Raw genomic sequence first — 18,633 nt, 5'->3', positions numbered from 1 at the left:
ATGTTATAATATTAAATTAAAGAATTAATTTTTAAGGTTTAGACTATGAAAATAATGGTAATTCAAGGACCAAATATCAATATGTTAGGTCTTAGAGAAGTTGGAATTTATGGCTTAATGAAAATGGATGAAATTCATGAGCAAATGAAAATTGCCGCATCTGGAAATAATGTTGAACTTGATTTTTTTCAAAGCAATTTTGAAGGAGAAATTGTAGATAAAATTCAAGAATGCTTAGGTGTATTTGATGGCATTATTATAAATGCTGGGGCATACTCTCACACATCAATTGCAATCAGAGATGCAATAGCTGGAGTAGGTTTACCAACTATAGAAGTTCATATTTCTAATATTTATCGTAGAGAAGAATTTAGACAAAAAAGTCTTTTAAGTCCTGTTTGCTCTGGAAGTATAGTAGGCTTTGGACCTTTTGGATATCATCTTGCTTTAATGGGTGTTTTACAAATTTGTGATCAAATTCAAAAAATTAAAGAGCAACAAAATCAACAAAATGCTAAAAATTAATGGAGCAATACGCTTTGAAACAAGTCGTTTTTTTCCTTATTGCAATAAAGGGGTAATTAAACAGAAATATTATGCTTTTATAGGTCTTGGAAGTAATATAGAGCCAGAAAAAAAACGTTTTGATATTTTTTTTAGAAAACTTCTAGATGATAAAAGAATCAAGATTTTAGCTACTTCCCCCTTTTTAATCAATAAGGCATTTGGATTTACAGAACAAAAAGATTTTACTAATGCTGTAATGATCATTGCAACCAATTTGCATGCAAGAGCACTTTTAAAAATTTTACTTTATTATGAGTTAAAATTTAAACGAAAGAGAACTTTTAAAAATGCTCCAAGAACTTTAGATCTTGATCTTTTGTATTTTTCAAAAAAAGTAAGAAAAGATTCTTGGTGTGAAGTTCCACATATTGGAGTTAAAGATAGAATAAGTGTAATTTTGCCTATAGGCTTATTATAAAGGAAAAAATTAATGGGACAACTTATCCATACCTTTACTGTAGAAGATACCGAAGAGATTATACCGAAAGTTAAACAAGACTATGGAGATAAAGCTTTAATTATAACCAATAAACAAATCAGACCAAAAACCATTAACCGTAAAGGAATTTATGAAGTAATGGTAGCCATAGAAGAATCAGACTATGAAGAACATCTTAAAAAGATGGGAAAAACTCTGCCAAATAAACAAACCAAACAAGCTAACTCTTATCAAAAAATAGAACAATCAAAAATTTCAAAAAACTTAGAAGATGAAGATGTTGTTTTAGACTTTTCATCTAATCTTAAAACACCTCCTTTAAAAGAAAAACTTCCAAGAAATAATCTTGAGAATATAAAAGAAAAATTATCAGAAGTTAGTAGCGAAATTTCAAAAGTAACTAACACGCCATTGCCAAACTATGAGCCAACTCCAAACTATAATAAAAAAATAGAATCTTTTGAAAAACAGATTAATAAGCTTAATGATAAAATGAATTTGCTTGTTGATATGATGTGGGATGATAAAGCTGAAGCTAGAAAAAATCTTGTTATACCGCCAGAATTTGCGAGTATTTATAAACAAGCCAAAGAAAGCGGTATGAAAGAAGAGCATTTAGAAGCCATAATGAAAGCAACTATTGAAAATATGCCAACAGCTATGAAAACCAATAAAGAAGCTGTGCAAAAATATTTTTATTCGCTTTTACGCAGTATTTTGCCTTGCCGCGTAGAAAGTGAAATTAAAAAGCAAAAAATTATGATGTTAGTAGGCCCAACAGGAGTTGGAAAAACTACCACTTTAGCAAAACTTGCTTTTCGCTATGCTTACGGAGATAAACGCTATAAAACTGGAATTATTACTTTAGATACCTATAGAATTGGTGCTGTGGAGCAATTATTTCAATATGCAAAAATGATGAAATTGCCTATCATTGATAGTATAGAACCAAAAGATTTAGATGAAGCTATTAAAAGTTTAAATAATTGTGAAGTAATCTTAGTCGATACCATAGGAAATTCTCAATATGACCAAAACAAACTTGCAAAAACCAAAGAATTTTTATCTCATTCTAATGCACAAATTGATGTAAATTTAGTAATTTCAGCTAATACCAAGCATGAGGATTTGGTCGAAATTTATAAAAATTTTTCTTTCTTAAATATTGATACGCTTATTATTACTAAATTTGATGAAACAAAAGTTTTTGGTAATATTTTTTCTTTAATTTATGAAACAAACATTCCTCTTAGTTTTTTCTCTATAGGTCAAGAAGTTCCTGATGATTTAGAGGTTGCAAATAGCGACTTTTTGGTGCGTTGCATTTTAGAAGGTTTTAACAAAGGAAAAGCAAGTGAATAATCAAGCTAATAAATTAAAAAATCTAATGAATGAAAATAAAAATAAAAAATCTAAAAATACACATTTTATTTCCATCACAAGCGGAAAAGGTGGGGTGGGCAAAAGCACTATAAGTGCTAATTTAGCAAATGTTTTAGCCTCCAATAACTATAAAGTAGGACTTTTTGATGCGGATATAGGCTTAGCAAATTTAGATGTAATTTTAAATATACGCATACAAAAAAATCTTTTACATGTCTTAAAAGGTGAATGCTCTTTAGAAGATATTTTAATAGAAGTAAAACCAAATTTATGGCTCATACCAGGAGAAAGCGGAGATGAGATATTAAAATACAATGATAAAAATATCTATGAAAGATTTTTAAATCAAGCAAGTATTTTAGATGAGCTTGATTTTTTGATTATTGATACAGGAGCGGGTATTGGAGGAAATATTTTAAATTTCTTGGAAATGTCAGATGAAGTTATAATCGTTACTGTTCCTGATCCAGCAGCAATTACTGATGCTTACGCGACTATTAAAACTACTTCTAAAACTAAAGAAAATTTATTAATGATTTTCAATATGGTCAAAAATGAAAATGAAGGATTAAAAGTTTTTGAAAATATTAAAAAAGTCGCCGATGCAAATATAAAAAATCCTCTAAAATTAGAATTTTTAGGATTTTTAGCAAGCAGTAAAGATGTAAGCTCAAGCATTAAAAAAAGAACCTTATTTACTGATGATAATACAAGCTCTAGCGATGAACTTAAAGCTCTTGCTTCAAAACTTTTATATAGATTGGAACAAAAAGTGCTTAATAATGTTTCAAATAGAAGTTTTTCGAATTTCTTTAGAAAAATTATAGAAAGATTTTAAAAAAGAGAAAATATGAGAGCTGAAAATTACGTAGCATTTTTTACTGTTTGCGGTTTCTTTATAGGACTTTCATTTAGCGTTATTAGTGTAGATGAAGCTTTTGATATTATTTTGTTTACATGCTTTATTACTTTTGCTTTTTATATTTTTGCACATATTGCTATAATGAATTTTATAGATATCAAAAAAATTAGTGGTCGTATTTTTAATAAAAATGATTATGAAAAAACTAGTAATAATATTATTAATGATTTAATCATTCGTGAGAAAAAAATGGATATAATTTTGGAGAAGCTTAATCAAGAAAGAGAAAGTCTTAAAAAGAATGACCCAAAAGAAAGAAACAAAAATGCTAAAAAAGCCGCCTAAAGCCTATGAACAAATGATCAAAAAAGAACAAGATGATCTTGTTGTAGCTTATATGCCCGCTTTGCGTGCTATGGCTTTTAAACTTAAAGAAAAACTCCCTTCAAGCATAGATGTTAATGATTTAATTAGCACTGGTGTTGAAGAAATGATTAAACTCTCGCGCAGATACGATAAAGAACAAAATGATAATTTTTGGGGTTTTGCAAGAAAAAGAGTTAATGGATCCATGCTTGATTATTTAAGAAGCTTAGATGTAATGAGTCGTAATAACAGAAAAATTATTAAAAGTATTGATAATCTCATAGATGAATATTATCAAGAATACGAAAGCGAACCTGATGATGAGTATTTGGCTAAAAAACTAGACCTTGATATAGAAAAAGTCAGAGAAGTAAGAACAGCTCATGCAATAAGCTATACTCTTCCTTTAGATGAACAAATAGAGCTTTATAATGAAGATAATACTTTAGAAAAAATTGAAAAAGATGAGCTTTTAGAAAAAATTAATGAAATTCTAGAAGATTTAAAAGAACGTGATCAACTCATCATTCAGCTTTATTATTATGAAGAACTTAATCTTAAAGAAATAAGCGAAATTTTACAAATAAGCGAAAGCAGAATTTCTCAAATTCACAAAAAACTTCTTAAAAAAATAAGAGAAAGGCTTTCTTAATGGCTGAAATACTTTCTCAAGAAGAAATTGATGCTTTACTTGAAGTTGTAGATGATAACACAGATACGCCAGTATCCTCCAACAATAAAGACGATAAAGAAGAAAGAAATATAGTCGTTTACGACTTTAAAAGACCTAATAGGGTTTCTAAAGAACAATTAAGAACCATTAAAGGTATCCACGACAAACTCGCAAGAAATCTTGCCTCTCAAATTTCATCTATGATGAGAAGCATAGTAGAAACTAAACTGCATTCAGTTGATCAAATGACTTATGGTGAATTTTTAATGTCTTTACCAAGTCCTACAAGCTTTAATGTTTTTTCCATTAAACCTTTAGATGGTAACTGTGTTTTAGAAATTAACCCAAGTATCGCCTTTCCAATGATCGATAGGCTTTTAGGAGGTCAGGGTGATAGCTATGAGGCCTCGCGCGAACTCACAGATATAGAACTTAATTTATTGGATTCTATTTTGCGTATTATTATGCAAAGACTCAAAGAAAGTTGGGCAAGTGTTACTGAAATTTATCCTAGTATTGAAGCAAAGGAATCAAGTCCGAATGTAGTCCAAATAGTTTCTCAAAACGAAATCGTCATTATGGTTGTAATGGAAATTATCATAGGAAATTCAAGCGGCATGGTAAACATTTGCTATCCGGTTGTACATTTAGAATCTATTCTTTCTCGCTTAGCAAATCGTGATATAATGATGGGAGAAACCTCAGCTAAAAAATCTCGTAATAAAGAACTAAAAACTCTCATTGGTCGTGCCGAAGTTGTTTACGAGGCTATTTTAGGAAAGACTTTAATTAGTGTGCATGAATTTTTAGAGCTTAATCAAGGAGATATTTTACGCCTTGATAGAGAAGCTGATGATAAAGCCATAGTTTGTATTGATAAAAAAGAAGTTTTTTTAGCACAAATTGGCTTACATCGTTTTAGAAAATCGATTAAAATCTTAGAACTTATTAGAACCGACAAAGACGAAATTAAAGAAATTCTTGAAAAATATGAAGAAGAAAGAAAAGCAAAAGCCAACGTTTATGATCAAGAAGAAACTCAAGAGGAGGAGGATGAAATATGATTAATGAATTTTTAAAGCTATTTACAAATGAATGTATAAGCACAATAGAAGGCTTAACAGGTAAAAGTGCTGAATTTAGTGAATATAAAGAATTTGATATTTCAACCCAAGATACGCTAAAGCCTCCTTTGGTTTATGTAGATTTTAATATAAATCCAACAGGTAAAATAGGAATTTTAGCTAGTGCTGTTTTAATGAGTGCTATTGGTGAATGGATGATGGGAGAAGAAGAAATTACCAAAAATGATCAACTTGGTGATGACGAAATGGATGCAGCTAAAGAAGCGATACAAAATATTATTTCTGCTTTTTCTACAAGTTTAGGAGCCCAAAAAGAAATTCCTAAAATAGAATTTAATTTTAACTCTTGCAAATTTAGCTCTGAGCAACCCGAGCTTAAAGATTTTATTAAAATTTATCTTTATGATGTAAAAATAGAAGATTTAAATGAACAAATTTCTTTAGTAATGGATAAAAATTTTTATAATTTACTTACACAAAAAGAAGATGACAATACCAGCAATAATAGCGATGCTAAAGATAATGATAAAAAAATTGCATTAAGCGAAGAGCTTAGAAATATAAATCTTATTATGGATGTAAGGCTTCCTGTTCGTGTGCGTATAGGAAATAAAAAAATGCTTTTAAAAGATGTTTTAACCATGGATATAGGTTCTGTTGTAGAGCTTAATCAATTAGCCAATGATCCCTTAGAAATTTTAATTGGAGAAAAAAGAATTGCTTATGGAGAAGTTGTTATAGTTGATGGGAATTTTGGAGTTCAAGTAACTGAAATTGGAAGCAAAAAAGAAAGATTAGAACAACTTAAATGAAAAATGTAAAACTTGATATAGAAAAATTTGAAAATATCCCTGATTTTCCAAAAGCTGTTACTTTTTTTGGTTCAGCAAGATTAAAAGAGGATAGCATTTATTATAAAAAAGCCAAAGAGTTAGCAAAAAAATGTGTTGAAAATGATTTTTGCGTTATCAGTGGCGGAGGTGGGGGAATTATGAAAGCAGCAAATGAAGGTGCTTTTAAAAATAAAAATAATAAAACTTCCATACAATCTGTAGGTTTTAATATTTTTTTACCCTTTGAACAAAAACTTAATGATTTTATAGAGTATAATATCACTTTTAAGAGCTTAGCCATACGCAAAATGGCTCTTATTCAAAAGAGTCTAGCTTTTGTGATCTTCCCAGGCGGCTTTGGAACTTTAGATGAGTTATGTGAAATTATCACACTAAAACAACTTAAATTTAAAGAAAATGTTCCTATTATTTTATTTGGGAAAGATTTTTGGCATAGCTTTGATGAATTCGTCAGAAATTCTTTGCTTGAATATAATCTTATCACAAAAGGAGATGAGTTAAAGTATAAAATCACTGACGACTTAGATTTTATCATTCAAACTTTAAAGGAACAATTATGAAAATTCTAGTCGCAATGAGCGGAGGAGTTGATAGCTCAGTAACTGCCTATAAACTTAAAAATTTAGGTCATGAAGTTATAGGATGCTATATGAAACTTCACGGAAAACCAAATTATCATGAAGAAAATATAAAAAAAGTTCAAAAAGTAGCAGATTTTTTACAAATCCCTTATCATATTTTAGACTTACAAGAAGATTTTAAAAATAAAGTATATATGCCTTTTGTTAATACCTATAAAGAAGGAAAAACTCCTAATCCTTGTGCTTTATGTAATCGTTTTATCAAACTTGGAAAACTTTTAGAATTTGCTAAAAGTTTAGGCTGTGAAAAACTTGCCACAGGACATTATGCAAGACTTGAAAATGGATATATCAAAGTAGCTTTTGATGAAAGCAAAGATCAGAGTTATTTTTTGGCAAATGCCGATAAAGAAGCTTTAAAATACCTTATTTTTCCACTTGGAGAGATGAAAAAAGAAGATGTTAAAGCTTTTGCTTCTACCATAAAAGAATTAAAATCTTTTGCTACTCAAAAAGAAAGTTCAGAAATTTGTTTCGTTGAAGATACTTATATCAAAGTTTTAGATCAATTTATGGATACAAAAATACCAGGAGAAGTTTTAAATAGCGATGGAAAAGTTATAGGAAAACATGAAGGTTATATGCACTATACCATAGGAAAAAGAAGGGGATTTGAAGTGCGTGGAGCACATGAGCCTCATTTTGTTTTAAAAATAAATCCAAAAGAAAATCAAATTGTAGTGGGAACTAAAGAAGAGCTTAAAGTTAATAAATTTAATTTAAAAAATATTAATCTTTTTATAGATGCTAAAGAACTCGACTGTGAAGTAAAAATCCGCTACCGATCTAAATCAACACCTTGTAAAGTAGTTATTAATGATGATAAAAGCGCTAATATCATTTTAAATGAGCCAGTTTATGGTTTAGCAAGCGGTCAAATGGCTGTATTTTATGATAATGATAAAGTTATAGCTAGTGGTTTCATAGAATAAGTTTATATTTTGTAATTATCTTAAACAAATAGATAATTACAATCATCATTTGAAAATATTTTTAAACTACCTATGACAAAACATATATTTTGGACTGTATTTTATATTTTTTAACAAAGCAATAAAAAAGCTACGAACTAGATTAAATGATTTCCTTCTTGCAAGAAATGAAAAATTTAACAAAATAAAACTAAGCAAAAAAAATAAACTCTAATCACGATCATAAAATGATCAATTTTTAAGTTGATAATTAATTGGTATTAAAATCTTAATATTTTTACTATATTTTGGGAAATTTTTAGACGCTAACTGTATAGTTTTTAAAGCACTTTCGTCTAATAATTTATATCCTGAACTTTGCATAATTTTTAAATACTCTAATTTTCCCTCCTGTTTCCATAAAAACTCAATTAAAACTATACCCATCATACGCATTTTAATTGCTTGTCTTGGATAAACCAAAGAATCTTGTATAGCCTTTTTAATTTCTTGTAAAAAAGGATGATTATCGCCAAAATTTATACTTTCTGTTTCTGTTTTTTGATTTACAGCTTGATTGGAATTTAAATTATTAAATTCTTTAGATTTAACAACTTCATTAGATTTGTGTAATTTTTCGTTTACAATAGGCTTTTTTTTGTATTTTTTTATTTTTTGGGTTTTGATTACTTTTTCTTTTATAGGTAAAATTGGCAAAATTGGAACATTTTGTTTTTCTTGTTTTATGGTATTATCTTGAGATGGACTAGAAATAGCAAACTGTTTCATTGAGAGAGAAAATGCCTCTTGACTCTTAAATTCTATTTTAAACAAAGTAACACTAGAAAATAAAAAAAATAATAAAGGCAAAAAAAATAAAAAAGAAATATAAAAAGCTTGAAATTTATGATTTTTTAATATATTAGTCATTTTTTTTCTCAGTTAAAATTTGAAAATTTTCGTGCTTTTTAGCTTTTAATAAATCAATAACTTTTACAAAGCTTTCAAATTTTGAATCTTTATCGCTTTTTAGCTCCACTATAGTTTTAGGATTTAAATTATCAATAGTATGTTTAAGCTCATCTAAGCTTATCTTTTTATCATCGACATAAAAAATATTTTGTGCATCAATACTAATAGAAATTTTTTCTTCTTTTTCACTCATATTTATACTGCTTTGACTTGATGGGAGATTAATTTTTATACTTCCTTGCGCTATAAAAGTAGAAATACTTAAAATTATAGCAAGTAAAACAAGCATAATATCAATAAAAGGGACTATATTTAACCCTTCATTTTTTGGAAGCTTAATCATCTTTATTCTCATTAGAAATTCTAAAAGAATTGCTAAGAAGCGATACTTTGCGCAATAAAGCATTATAAGCAATTAAAACAGGAATAGCCACTAAAAGTCCTAAAGCTGTTGCTTTAAGCGCTAATGAAAGTCCTATAACTATGGATTTTACATCTATATTACCAGCCAAACCCATTTCATAAAAGGTTATCATTATACCTATAACAGTTCCTAAAAGTCCTATATAAGGGGCATTAGAATAAATAATATAAAGTGTTGTCAAATTTTCACTTATTGCATCATCAAATTTTTCTTGATTTTTATAATCTTTAAAATTAAGTTTTTTAAAAAACAATATTCTTTCTACGACACACCAAAATGCTATAAAAGCCATAAAACCTAAAACTACAAAAATAATTAAATCTATATAATTTTTTAAAAATTCCATAAAAAACTCCAAATGTAGTTTACGATTATATTAAAAGAACTCTGAATTTAAAATTAATATCTATTATCAAATTTATTTAAAAAATTTTTATACTCACTTCACAATTTATTATTACAATTCATTTAAATTAATTTTTAAGGAGTTTAATATGAAAAAAATATTTTTTGCAATTTTAGCTTTTGCAGCATTACTTTACGCTGATATGGTTGTTTCAGTTGATTCTTTACCTCAAAATGCTCAAAAATTTATCCAAACTTATTTTAAAGGAACTCAAATAGCTCTTGTAAAAAAAGATATTGACTCTTTTGATGTTACTTTAAATGATGGTACAGAAATTGATTTTATCATAAATGGAGAATGGAAAGAAATTGATGGCAATTATAAAGCTATACCAACTGGATTTTTACCTACTAATTTAATTTCTAAAGTTCAAGCTTCTCAAGCAAATGCACAAATTATAGAAGTAAGCAAAGAAATTAACGGTTATAAATTTAAATTTAATAATAATATGAAAGTTTATACAGATATAAATGGAAATATTTTAGGACAAAAATTTGATGATTAAAATAAAGCTTGTTTTTTAAACAAGCTTTTCAATCCAAATCATTCTCCTGGAAAGTAGTTTGGATTCTTCCAAGGTCCATATTTAACTTTTATATATTCTTTTGGATCTAAATTCTGCTGTGGTGATGCAAAATATTCTGGTTTTAAAGAAGGGGATTTACTATAAGCAGTATCAAGCCCTGCGCGATTTTCAGTTGTTACAATTGGCATTCTTACAAAACCTGTATTCACATAAGCTGCAATATCAAGCGCATCATCATCACTTAAAATAGGATTATCATAGCTTGCGCTATAAGGCATAGCCGACTTTAAAAATCTTGCTAAAAAAGGTATCATAGACATATGTCCTCCATCAGGATAAATGAGCAACGACGGATAAAGATGACCTCCACCTTGTGCATAGTTTTCATTTTTAATCCCTAATCCATTTTCGCCATGACAAGCCATACAATTTTCTTCAAAAAGTTTTTTTCCACGCACAGGATTGGCTGGGCGATTAGGAAATTTCATTTTAGCAAAAAAATCTCCCTCAAGTCTTACCCCATCTTTAATTCCATAAGCTTTTTTAAGCCATTTAAAATAAGCTAAAATTGCTTTCATTTCTTTAGAATCATCAGGGAATTTATGAGAATCTGTTCCGCCCATACCACGAATCCTATCCTCTAAAGAAATAATCTTCATTGTTTCTATATCAAGCTTTGGATAATTATTTATAACATTTAAAAAAGGAATAACATATTTTTTAGTGCCAGGCAAACCATTATTATCATCCATATGGCAAGCTATACAATTAACCTCATTATTAGTCATTTTAAGCTTCCCTTTAGGTCCTAATGTACTTTCTGTTTTGCTTAAAAGTTGTATGCCATAACGAATTAATTTTCCCTCTTCTCCTTTTGGCACATCATCAATGCTTAAATTTTTAATTGGCCATTGTTGTATAGGTCTTTTAGAAAATTCTTCAAAATACTTAACACCTTGCTTGTCGTTAAGCTCTTCTCCAATATTATAATCTTTAAAATTTTTAGCATTAGCCAAACAAATCAACACAAAAATTAAAAATATTTTTTTCATTACTAAAACTCCTTTTATAACATTAGAACCATTTTAGCAAATTAAAAGTTTAATTAAAAACAAAAAATTAATTTAAAAATTTATTTTTAATTATTTGTAGATTTTTTTCCAAATTTTTTAAATTATGTTCTACAGTTTGTTTAAAATCAATAAAAAACGGACTTGTTAAAGTAGAAATTAAATAGTTCTTTTCTTTTCCAAAACAGAACTCAACACTAAAAAATTTATCCTGCAATTTAGTATAAATTTTTTCTTCATTATCAAAATAAGTTTTCTCATTTATTTTTAAAAATTCAATTAAAATACCACAAAAATAACGCTTCCTTTCATCTATAAATTGCAAATCATAAATAATAAAATCTTTAAATTCGAAAGTATTAAAGCTCTTAAATTCGCTTAATGTTTCGCTTAAACCCAAAGCTTCAAATTCTTTTTGATTAATTCCAGTTTGTTTGAATTTTGCTTTAAAACGATATAAAAATGACCTTAGGATATTAATTTCTAGTTCTTTTTGACTTTTTTTAAGTTTTCTACTTGCAAAACGAAAGAAAAAAATTCCGGCAAAAATAGCCAAAATTAAAGCTATAAGCAAATCTTTAGTAAAAACAAAAGCTAAAAATCCAACAAGAAAAGCCTCTATAATGCTTAAAAATTTTAAAATAGCCAAACGCTTTATAATAAAAACTCTTTGATTTTCCAAATCCTGCATTCGCTATCCTAAATTTAAAACTATGATGATAAACTTTTTTAGAAAAATTTCAAATTTAAAATTTTATAAAAGCAAAATCTAATTTTAAGATTTTGCTTTTTCCATTCTTTTTCTTTGAGTTGGATCAAGATAACGTTTACGCACACGAATATTTTGCGGGGTAACCTCAACAAGCTCATCTTCTTCTATCCACTCTAAAGCCCTTTCTAGACTTAATTTTCTAGGAGGTACAAGCTTGATAGCATCATCGCTTCCACTTGCTCTAACATTGGTAAGATTTTTCCCTTTAATAGGATTTACATCCAAATCATTAGGACGTGAGTGTTCTCCTATAATCATACCTGTATAAACCTTAGTTTGAGGATCAATAAAAAGCACACCTCTATCTTGTAAATTAAAAAGAGAATACCCTAAAGCAACACCATTTTCCATAGAAATTAATGCTCCATTATTTCGCTTTTCAACTGTACCACCAAAAGGACGAAACTCTAAAAAACTATGATTCATTATTCCTTCGCCCTTGGTATCTGTTAAAAATTGACTCCTAAAACCTATAAGTCCACGTGCTGGAATTTCAAATTCTAATCGCGTTTGTCCATCTCCTGTTGGCACCATAGTTTTCATTTCAGCTTTTCTTTTGCCAAGTTTTTCTATCACAGCCCCGCTAAATTCATCTGGCACGTCTATAACTAAATGTTCAAAAGGCTCTGTTTTAACTCCATTTTCAACCTTTACAATAACTTCGGGCCTTCCCATACAAAACTCAAAACCTTCACGACGCATATTTTCAGCCAAAATAGTGATTTGAAGCTCGCCTCTACCGCTTACTTTAAATTTTCCTTCGCCACTATTTTCATATTTCATGGCAATATTTGTTTTCATTTCAGCTTCTAGACGTTCTGCAATTTTATTCGAGGTAACATGTTTGCCTTCGGTTCCTGCTAATGGGCCATCATTGACAGAAAAAACTATACTCAAAGTTGGCTCTTCTATATGCAAAGGATCAAGAGGCATAGGGTTATTAGGATCTACAATACTATCTCCTACATCTAAAGCTTCAAAACCAGCAATAGCCACTATATCACCACTTTGTGCTTCATCAATATCCATTTTTTCTAAACCCATAAAACCTATAAGTTTTGAAATTCTTCCATTTACTTTAGTTCCATCAGCTTTTGCAAGCATTACACTTTGATTTTTTTTCACACTTCCATTAAAAATTCTTGCAATTCCTATTTTGCCCACAAAATTATCATAGCCTAATGTAAAAACTTGAAGCTGTAAAGGATTTTCATTATTTCCACTTGGAGCAGGAACACGCTCTAAGATTGTTTTAAAAAGGGGTTCCATATTATCACTTGTATCATTTAAATCAAGTTTTGCATAACCATTTTTTGCTGCTGCATAAACTATAGCAAAATCAAGTTGCTCATCATTTGCATCTAAAGCTACAAAAAGATCAAAAATTTCATTGATCACACGCTCAGGATCAGCGGCTGGTTTATCAATTTTATTGATCACTACTATAGGCTTAAGACCTAAAGATAAAGCTTTTTTAACTACAAATTTAGTTTGAGGCATAACTCCTTCTTGCGCATCAACCAAAAGTAAAACCCCATCTATCATTTTTAAAACACGCTCTACTTCTCCACCAAAATCAGCATGACCTGGAGTATCAATAATATTTATCTTAGTTCCCTTATAATTAATAGCAGTATTTTTAGAAAGTATAGTAATACCTCTTTCTTTTTCTATATCATTGCTATCCATCACACGTTCTGAAATTTGCTCTCTATCGCTAAAAGTCCCTGATTGTTTAAGCAATTCATCAACCATTGTAGTTTTACCATGATCAACGTGAGCAATAACTGCAATATTTCTAATATTTTCCAAAATTTTCTCCAAAGCTTCAAAATTTAAAAAATAAAAATTATATATAAAAAATACTTAAAAATTAAAAATTAAAAATTGGAACACTTGTTGCTTTGTTCAATCATGTAAAACCAAAATTGAAGGAAATTAAAATGTCAAAACCATTAAATCAAGAAATTTTAGAAGGATTAAATCCTGAGATTACAATTAAAAAAGATAATACTCTTTTAGAAATTTTAAATCTTTTAGAAATTTTAAAATCAAACACAAATGAAAAAATGGCAAGAATTTCAGGCGAGTTAACAGAATTATTATCTCACAATGAAAATTTTATAAAAATTCAAAAAGCTGATAATTTAAATGAGTTATTACAAATTCTTACAGAAATAAGCAACAAAATGATTAAAGTTCATAATAGCGATTTTCTAAAAGAAAAATTTCCTGTACTTAAAAAAAGTAAATTTTTAAATTATTAAGGATAGTTATGTCAAGCCTAACCTCACAAAATGATATATTAAATTTAAATTCTAGCTCCAATAATTCTAAAACGAATTTTAGCAAAACAGACAAAATAAAAGAAAATAAAAATGCTGAGGTTAAGGATACAAAAAATCAAAAAGAAAGCAACAAAGAAGATACTGAAGATTTTTTAAATTCATTGCTTAATTCTATAGAAGAAACCAATGAATTTTTACCAGATAATATGAAAATCAGTAAAAAAGAAGTTCTTGATGAAGCTTTAAATAAGCTCCAGCAAGGTGCTTTTGATGAAAATGATAAGATAAGTATTTTTGAGTCAGCCTCTTTTATGCAGATTCTTTCTATGCTTGATAAACTAAAAGCTAATTCATCAGATATCAAGCTTGGGAATTTAAGCTCTCAATTAATACAAACTGTTAAAACAGAAGCTAATTTTAATGCTTTAAAAAAAGCAAATAATTTAAGCGAACTGTTAAATATAGCAAAAGATTTAGGCTTAAATGTTAAAAATATAAAAGTGGATCGTTTACTTGATCTAAAGGCCACTTTTCCAAATTTAGATAAAGCAGATTTTTTTAAAAATTCTATTGACAATGTTTTTAAAGAAATTATTCATAATAAAATAACTCATCTTATTAAAAATAAAGAAAGCAACACTAGCACCAACACAAAATCACCCTTAGTGCAAAACAAACTCAAAGAAAAAAATACAAATTCTTTGCTTTCTGAAACCCTAAAAAACCTTGATCTTTTAATTAAGGATAAAAAAGAAAGCAAAAAAAGTAATGAGCAAGATTTAAATGAAACCATAAAAACAAAAATTAAAGACATTAAAAATGATATTTTGCAAAATCAAGAAACTAAAAAAGAAAACATAAAAGAAGAGTTAAAAGATATTAAAACCGAAATCAAACAAGAAAAAACTGAACATTCTTTAAAAGATATTAAAACTGAAGCTGATAAAAATTTAGATAATAAAATTAAAGAGATCCAAAAAAAAGAACAAATTCTTAAACAAGAAGAAACAATAAAACAAGAAAAAATAGTAAAAAATGATAACTTCAATAAGAATGAAACTATAAAAAATTCCCAAATCATTAGTTCAAATCAAAAAGAATTAAATATTAATCAAAAAGATCTCAAACAAGAAAATCACAAAGATTTAAAACAAGTCAATCTTGATCAAAAAATCAATCCAGAAAATATAACAGATAAAATTTCAAAAGAGTTAAATAAAAACAATAATTCTACTTTTGATAATAATCAAAATAAAGATTTAAACCAAAATTCGAATAATCAAAATAAAGAAGAAAAATCTATAGAAAAAAATTCTGAAGATTTAAATTCTTTGATTAAAGAATTAAGCAAAATCAATCACAATCAAACTAGAAATGCTACAAATGCAAAAGAAACCTTACAATATTTTTCACAAGATTTAAAAGAAGCTGTAGAACAGTATAAAGCTCCTATTACAAAAATTAGCATCACCCTAAATCCGTCTAATTTGGGAGAAGTTGAAGTAACTTTAGTTCAAAGAGGAAACAATTTACACATTAATTTTAATTCTAATACCAATGCTATGAATCTTTTTATCCAAAATCAGGCGGAGTTTAAAAATTCTCTTGTTAATATGGGATTTACAGGACTTGAAATGAATTTTAGCGATCAAGGAAAAAAAGATCAAAATCAAAATCAAGGAAAAAATCGTAGCGGTTATGGTTTTAAAGACGCTTTAGATGGCCAAAATGAGGAAAAAATTAATCTAGAACTTGTTTTAGCAAAATATTTCTAAATTGGAATGATTTTTGCTTTTAATTAAAAAATACTTAATATAAAAAGGATTTTATGATGTCAACAACAACTTGGAATAGCAATCTTAATTGGACAAATACCGCTAATACTAGCACAACCAACAAAACAACTAAAACCGATGATTCATCTAGCTCTAGTAATAGCTCTGGTATTGTTAGCAATCCAAATGCTACCTTGGATAAAGATGCATTCTTAAAACTTCTTTTAATAGAGCTCCAACATCAAGATCCAACTGATCCTATGGATAGCGATAAAATGCTTACTCAAACTTCCCAACTTGCTGCACTAGAAATGCAACAAAATACTAATAACACTATGCAGCAAATGGTTAAGACTATGCAACTACTTTCAAATTCTATGAGCACTGGTATGAGTATCTCTGCTGTAGGTGCTATAGGAAAAATGGCCACAGTTAATGCAAATACTATTAAATTAACTGGTGCTGATGAAGTTATTGCACTTAAAATGTATTTGCCTGAAGATTCCGATGATAAAGGTATTACTTTAGAAGTTTATGATAAAAATAACAAATTAGTATTTTCAGAAAAAAGCAATGAGGGAAAAGAAGTTTCAAAAGGACTTTTTACTTTAGAATGGCCAGGTAGAAATAATGATGGGGTTTATGCCGGAGATGGAGAGTATACCGTTAAAGTGGTTTATAATAATAAAAATGGAGAGAAAATCACAGCAAATTATGGTTCATATCCTATAGAAGCTATTAAATTTATAGATGGAATTGCTTATGCTAAAATGGGGGGTCAATACGTTAAATTTGATGATATTGCCGAAATTGCAGAATATAAAACTTCAAGCGGAAGTTCTCAAACACCAAGTGAGCCAGACGAAAATCCTGAAGAACCAGATGAGCCAAGTAAGCCAGACGAAAATCCTGAAGAATCTGTAGATTCTGATTTTTCAAAACCAGAAAGTTTTTATAGCACGTGGAGACATTAAGCCATGATGAACTCATTTTATAATGGAATTTCTGGAGTAAAGTCAAATAGTTTTGGTATAGATATTTCAGCTAATAATATAGCCAATGTTAATACCATAGGCTTTAAAAACTCAAACGCTGAATTTAAAGATGTATTTTATAATACTATTACATCTCAATCTACAAACCCAGGACAAGGCGGGTATGGCTCAACTTCAGCTTCTTCAAAATTAGATTTTTCTCAAGGCTCTCCTGTCGCAAGTGAAGGAGAATTTGATGTGGCACTACAAGGAAAAGGTTTTTTTGGGGTTTTAGGATCAGATGGAGGGGCTTATTATACAAGGAATGGATCTTTTAGAAGAGATGCTAATGGATACCTTGTGGATTCTTATGGAAACTATGTTTTAGGAACAATGAATCCTGCCTTTACAGGCATTAACTATAGCGACAGAGTTGCTGGACTTATGGGGGATTATCTTGATACAGGCTCTCCTGTAAATAATGGCTTTACAATTGGATCAAATGATTCTTTTACTTTGGGAACAACAACTTCCCAAGGAGCTATTAAAGTTCCTGTAAATATGTATCTGCCTCCTCAAGTAACTCAAAATGTAAAATGGAGCGGAAGCTTAAATACCAATACAACAACAGAAGTGGTTAAAATAGATCTTGATCCTAATAAATTTAATATTACAAAAACTGAAGATGGAAAATACATAGTTAGCGGAAGTGTTAGCAAAGAAGATGTATATAGTGCTAAAGCAGGTGATAGAATTATTTTAAATTTTACAGATGATAATGGAGTTAAGACAAGTTTTGAAGCAACTTTAGATGAAAATTTAAATTTTAAAAGCAATGAACTTGATTTAAAAGGTTTAGATGAAAATAGCATCAAACTTGATACGGCGCAAATTTCAACAGAACAGCAAAAAGCCAATAAAGATATCCTAGAATCTCCTATATACAATGCAGATGGAAGCAAAAGCACTTTAAGGGTTACACTCGAAAGAGTTCTACCACAAGAAGGCGATAATATACAATATAAAGCTATTGCACAAATTTATGATTCTAATGGAAATGCAGTAGGTAATCCAACTGAAGGAAATATGGTTTTTGATAAAAACGGGGCTTTGCTTCAAAACAATATCACAAGCATTGCAAATCCAAATGGTGGAACTATTAATATAGATCTAGGAACCCCATATGATCCTAATAAACCAGGTTCAGGTTATAGTGGAATTTACATTAAACAAGGGACAGAAAAAGATATACTTACACAGCAAGATGGCGTAGCTGAAGGATTTTTTGAGAAATATAGCATATCAGATGATGGAAGTATAGTTGCACAATTTAGCAATGGTAAAAATGGTATTGTTGGAAAACTTGCTCTTTATAACTTTATAAACGAACAAGGTTTAGCAGCAATAGGAGATAATATTTTTGCAGCTACAGCAAACAGTGGGGATCCTACTTTTATAATGAAAGATGGAAAATTAGTCAATACTGCTAAATTTAAAGGTGGATATCTAGAACAGTCTAACGTGGATTTAAGTGTAGAACTTTCAAACCTTATTGTAATGCAAAAAGCTTTTGATGCAAGTTCAAAAAGTATTACAACAAGTGATCAAATGATTCAAAAAGCTATAAATATGAAAAGATAATTTT

Annotated in this window: 21 protein-coding genes; 15 read left to right on the top strand and 6 right to left on the bottom strand. The window is 28.7% G+C overall.

Annotated features, from left to right (window positions below; translation table 11 throughout):
- Positions 1 to 45 precede the first annotated feature (45 nt).
- From aroQ to mnmA, 10 genes are read left to right on the top strand one after another with little or no spacing between them, the layout of a single operon-like run.
- The gene (gene aroQ, locus CNZW441b_RS00305; protein WP_131163987.1) at positions 46 to 525 is read left to right on the top strand and encodes a type II 3-dehydroquinate dehydratase; all 480 of its coding nucleotides are present in this window, start codon (positions 46 to 48) and stop codon (positions 523 to 525) included.
- Positions 512 to 985: a 2-amino-4-hydroxy-6-hydroxymethyldihydropteridine diphosphokinase gene (folK, locus tag CNZW441b_RS00300; protein WP_131163986.1), complete on the top strand. Its 474-nt coding sequence runs from the start codon at positions 512 to 514 to the stop codon at positions 983 to 985. The genes aroQ and folK overlap by 14 nt, the downstream gene beginning before the upstream one ends.
- A gap of 12 nt (positions 986 to 997) precedes the next feature.
- The gene (gene flhF, locus CNZW441b_RS00295) at positions 998 to 2,368 is read left to right on the top strand and encodes a flagellar biosynthesis GTPase FlhF (RefSeq protein ID WP_131163985.1); all 1,371 of its coding nucleotides are present in this window, start codon (positions 998 to 1,000) and stop codon (positions 2,366 to 2,368) included.
- Positions 2,361 to 3,227 (top strand): flagella biosynthesis ATPase FlhG, encoded by an 867-nt coding sequence (gene flhG, locus CNZW441b_RS00290; protein ID WP_131163984.1) that lies wholly within the window; start codon positions 2,361 to 2,363, stop codon positions 3,225 to 3,227. Before flhF ends, flhG begins: the two co-directional genes overlap by 8 nt.
- Before the next feature lie 12 nt (positions 3,228 to 3,239).
- Positions 3,240 to 3,596: a hypothetical protein gene (locus tag CNZW441b_RS00285; protein ID WP_131163983.1), complete on the top strand. Its 357-nt coding sequence runs from the start codon at positions 3,240 to 3,242 to the stop codon at positions 3,594 to 3,596.
- On the top strand, positions 3,577 to 4,269 hold the full coding sequence (locus CNZW441b_RS00280) for an RNA polymerase sigma factor FliA (RefSeq protein ID WP_187347518.1): 693 nt from the start codon (positions 3,577 to 3,579) through the stop codon (positions 4,267 to 4,269). The genes CNZW441b_RS00285 and CNZW441b_RS00280 overlap by 20 nt, the downstream gene beginning before the upstream one ends.
- Complete coding sequence (fliM, locus tag CNZW441b_RS00275; RefSeq protein WP_131163981.1) at positions 4,269 to 5,354, top strand: flagellar motor switch protein FliM; 1,086 nt, start codon at positions 4,269 to 4,271, stop codon at positions 5,352 to 5,354. The genes CNZW441b_RS00280 and fliM overlap by 1 nt, the downstream gene beginning before the upstream one ends.
- Complete coding sequence (gene fliY / locus CNZW441b_RS00270) at positions 5,351 to 6,187, top strand: flagellar motor switch protein FliY (protein ID WP_131165617.1); 837 nt, start codon at positions 5,351 to 5,353, stop codon at positions 6,185 to 6,187. The genes fliM and fliY overlap by 4 nt, the downstream gene beginning before the upstream one ends.
- Entirely contained in the window at positions 6,184 to 6,789 is a 606-nt protein-coding gene (locus tag CNZW441b_RS00265; protein ID WP_131163979.1) for an LOG family protein, read from the top strand. Before fliY ends, CNZW441b_RS00265 begins: the two co-directional genes overlap by 4 nt.
- The gene (gene mnmA / locus CNZW441b_RS00260; protein WP_131163978.1) at positions 6,786 to 7,802 is read left to right on the top strand and encodes a tRNA 2-thiouridine(34) synthase MnmA; all 1,017 of its coding nucleotides are present in this window, start codon (positions 6,786 to 6,788) and stop codon (positions 7,800 to 7,802) included. Before CNZW441b_RS00265 ends, mnmA begins: the two co-directional genes overlap by 4 nt.
- Before the next feature lie 231 nt (positions 7,803 to 8,033).
- On the opposite strand, the gene CNZW441b_RS00255 is transcribed toward mnmA, so the two are convergent.
- The 3 genes from CNZW441b_RS00255 to exbB are packed head-to-tail and all read right to left on the bottom strand — an operon-like array spanning position 8,034 to position 9,523.
- A complete protein-coding gene (locus CNZW441b_RS00255) occupies positions 8,034 to 8,711 on the bottom strand; it encodes an energy transducer TonB (RefSeq protein ID WP_131163977.1) in 678 nt (225 codons plus the stop codon).
- Complete coding sequence (exbD, locus tag CNZW441b_RS00250; RefSeq protein ID WP_131163976.1) at positions 8,704 to 9,096, bottom strand: TonB system transport protein ExbD; 393 nt, start codon at positions 9,094 to 9,096, stop codon at positions 8,704 to 8,706. The genes CNZW441b_RS00255 and exbD overlap by 8 nt, the downstream gene beginning before the upstream one ends.
- Positions 9,089 to 9,523 carry a TonB-system energizer ExbB gene (exbB, locus tag CNZW441b_RS00245; RefSeq protein ID WP_131163975.1) on the bottom strand — a complete coding sequence of 145 codons (435 nt, stop codon included), beginning with the start codon at positions 9,521 to 9,523 and terminating at the stop codon, positions 9,089 to 9,091. The genes exbD and exbB overlap by 8 nt, the downstream gene beginning before the upstream one ends.
- Before the next feature lie 148 nt (positions 9,524 to 9,671).
- On the opposite strand from exbB, the gene CNZW441b_RS00240 reads away from it, so the two are divergent.
- Positions 9,672 to 10,088 carry a PepSY-like domain-containing protein gene (locus tag CNZW441b_RS00240; RefSeq protein ID WP_131163974.1) on the top strand — a complete coding sequence of 139 codons (417 nt, stop codon included), beginning with the start codon at positions 9,672 to 9,674 and terminating at the stop codon, positions 10,086 to 10,088.
- Between the two features lie 38 nt (positions 10,089 to 10,126).
- On the opposite strand, the gene CNZW441b_RS00235 is transcribed toward CNZW441b_RS00240, so the two are convergent.
- The 3 genes from CNZW441b_RS00235 to typA form a co-directional block, all read right to left on the bottom strand.
- Positions 10,127 to 11,161, bottom strand: coding sequence for a c-type cytochrome (locus CNZW441b_RS00235; protein WP_216681406.1), 1,035 nt, complete (start codon positions 11,159 to 11,161; stop codon positions 10,127 to 10,129).
- 67 nt (positions 11,162 to 11,228) lie between these two features.
- Positions 11,229 to 11,870, bottom strand: coding sequence for a poly(A) polymerase (locus CNZW441b_RS00230; RefSeq protein WP_131163972.1), 642 nt, complete (start codon positions 11,868 to 11,870; stop codon positions 11,229 to 11,231).
- An 84-nt stretch (positions 11,871 to 11,954) separates the two neighbouring features.
- Positions 11,955 to 13,763 (bottom strand): translational GTPase TypA, encoded by a 1,809-nt coding sequence (typA, locus tag CNZW441b_RS00225; protein WP_131163971.1) that lies wholly within the window; start codon positions 13,761 to 13,763, stop codon positions 11,955 to 11,957.
- A 131-nt stretch (positions 13,764 to 13,894) separates the two neighbouring features.
- Here typA and CNZW441b_RS00220 point away from each other — a divergent pair, with 131 nt between their 5' ends.
- From CNZW441b_RS00220 to CNZW441b_RS00205, 4 genes are read left to right on the top strand one after another with little or no spacing between them, the layout of a single operon-like run.
- On the top strand, positions 13,895 to 14,218 hold the full coding sequence (locus CNZW441b_RS00220) for a hypothetical protein (protein ID WP_131186431.1): 324 nt from the start codon (positions 13,895 to 13,897) through the stop codon (positions 14,216 to 14,218).
- 8 nt (positions 14,219 to 14,226) lie between these two features.
- On the top strand, positions 14,227 to 16,014 hold the full coding sequence (locus CNZW441b_RS00215) for a flagellar hook-length control protein FliK (RefSeq protein ID WP_216681405.1): 1,788 nt from the start codon (positions 14,227 to 14,229) through the stop codon (positions 16,012 to 16,014).
- Between the two features lie 53 nt (positions 16,015 to 16,067).
- Positions 16,068 to 16,988, top strand: coding sequence for a flagellar basal body rod modification protein (locus tag CNZW441b_RS00210; protein WP_216681404.1), 921 nt, complete (start codon positions 16,068 to 16,070; stop codon positions 16,986 to 16,988).
- Positions 16,989 to 16,991: 3 nt separating this feature from the next.
- Positions 16,992 to 18,629, top strand: coding sequence for a flagellar hook protein FlgE (locus CNZW441b_RS00205; protein WP_216681403.1), 1,638 nt, complete (start codon positions 16,992 to 16,994; stop codon positions 18,627 to 18,629).
- Positions 18,630 to 18,633: the final 4 nt, after the last annotated feature.

Origin of the sequence: Campylobacter novaezeelandiae (genome assembly GCF_018968685.1) — a bacterium.
Lineage (GTDB): Bacteria > Campylobacterota > Campylobacteria > Campylobacterales > Campylobacteraceae > Campylobacter_D > Campylobacter_D novaezeelandiae.
This window is presented reverse-complemented; position numbering and strand designations above follow the sequence as displayed.

Bases quoted from the DNA above. Each gene is read 5' to 3' on its own strand.
- CNZW441b_RS00210 (WP_216681404.1), top strand. From the start codon at position 16,068: ATGATGTCAACAACAACTTGGAATAGCAATCTTAATTGGACAAATACC.
- CNZW441b_RS00240 (WP_131163974.1), top strand. From the start codon at position 9,672: ATGAAAAAAATATTTTTTGCAATTTTAGCTTTTGCAGCATTACTTTAC.
- CNZW441b_RS00230 (WP_131163972.1), bottom strand. From the start codon at position 11,870: ATGCAGGATTTGGAAAATCAAAGAGTTTTTATTATAAAGCGTTTGGCT.
- CNZW441b_RS00235 (WP_216681406.1), bottom strand. From the start codon at position 11,161: ATGAAAAAAATATTTTTAATTTTTGTGTTGATTTGTTTGGCTAATGCT.
- CNZW441b_RS00265 (WP_131163979.1), top strand. From the start codon at position 6,184: ATGAAAAATGTAAAACTTGATATAGAAAAATTTGAAAATATCCCTGAT.
- fliM (WP_131163981.1), top strand. From the start codon at position 4,269: ATGGCTGAAATACTTTCTCAAGAAGAAATTGATGCTTTACTTGAAGTT.
- CNZW441b_RS00215 (WP_216681405.1), top strand. From the start codon at position 14,227: ATGTCAAGCCTAACCTCACAAAATGATATATTAAATTTAAATTCTAGC.
- CNZW441b_RS00255 (WP_131163977.1), bottom strand. From the start codon at position 8,711: ATGACTAATATATTAAAAAATCATAAATTTCAAGCTTTTTATATTTCT.
- folK (WP_131163986.1), top strand. From the start codon at position 512: ATGCTAAAAATTAATGGAGCAATACGCTTTGAAACAAGTCGTTTTTTT.
- CNZW441b_RS00280 (WP_187347518.1), top strand. From the start codon at position 3,577: ATGCTAAAAAAGCCGCCTAAAGCCTATGAACAAATGATCAAAAAAGAA.
- CNZW441b_RS00285 (WP_131163983.1), top strand. From the start codon at position 3,240: ATGAGAGCTGAAAATTACGTAGCATTTTTTACTGTTTGCGGTTTCTTT.
- exbD (WP_131163976.1), bottom strand. From the start codon at position 9,096: ATGATTAAGCTTCCAAAAAATGAAGGGTTAAATATAGTCCCTTTTATT.
- mnmA (WP_131163978.1), top strand. From the start codon at position 6,786: ATGAAAATTCTAGTCGCAATGAGCGGAGGAGTTGATAGCTCAGTAACT.
- CNZW441b_RS00205 (WP_216681403.1), top strand. From the start codon at position 16,992: ATGATGAACTCATTTTATAATGGAATTTCTGGAGTAAAGTCAAATAGT.
- fliY (WP_131165617.1), top strand. From the start codon at position 5,351: ATGATTAATGAATTTTTAAAGCTATTTACAAATGAATGTATAAGCACA.
- exbB (WP_131163975.1), bottom strand. From the start codon at position 9,523: ATGGAATTTTTAAAAAATTATATAGATTTAATTATTTTTGTAGTTTTA.
- flhF (WP_131163985.1), top strand. From the start codon at position 998: ATGGGACAACTTATCCATACCTTTACTGTAGAAGATACCGAAGAGATT.
- CNZW441b_RS00220 (WP_131186431.1), top strand. From the start codon at position 13,895: ATGTCAAAACCATTAAATCAAGAAATTTTAGAAGGATTAAATCCTGAG.
- aroQ (WP_131163987.1), top strand. From the start codon at position 46: ATGAAAATAATGGTAATTCAAGGACCAAATATCAATATGTTAGGTCTT.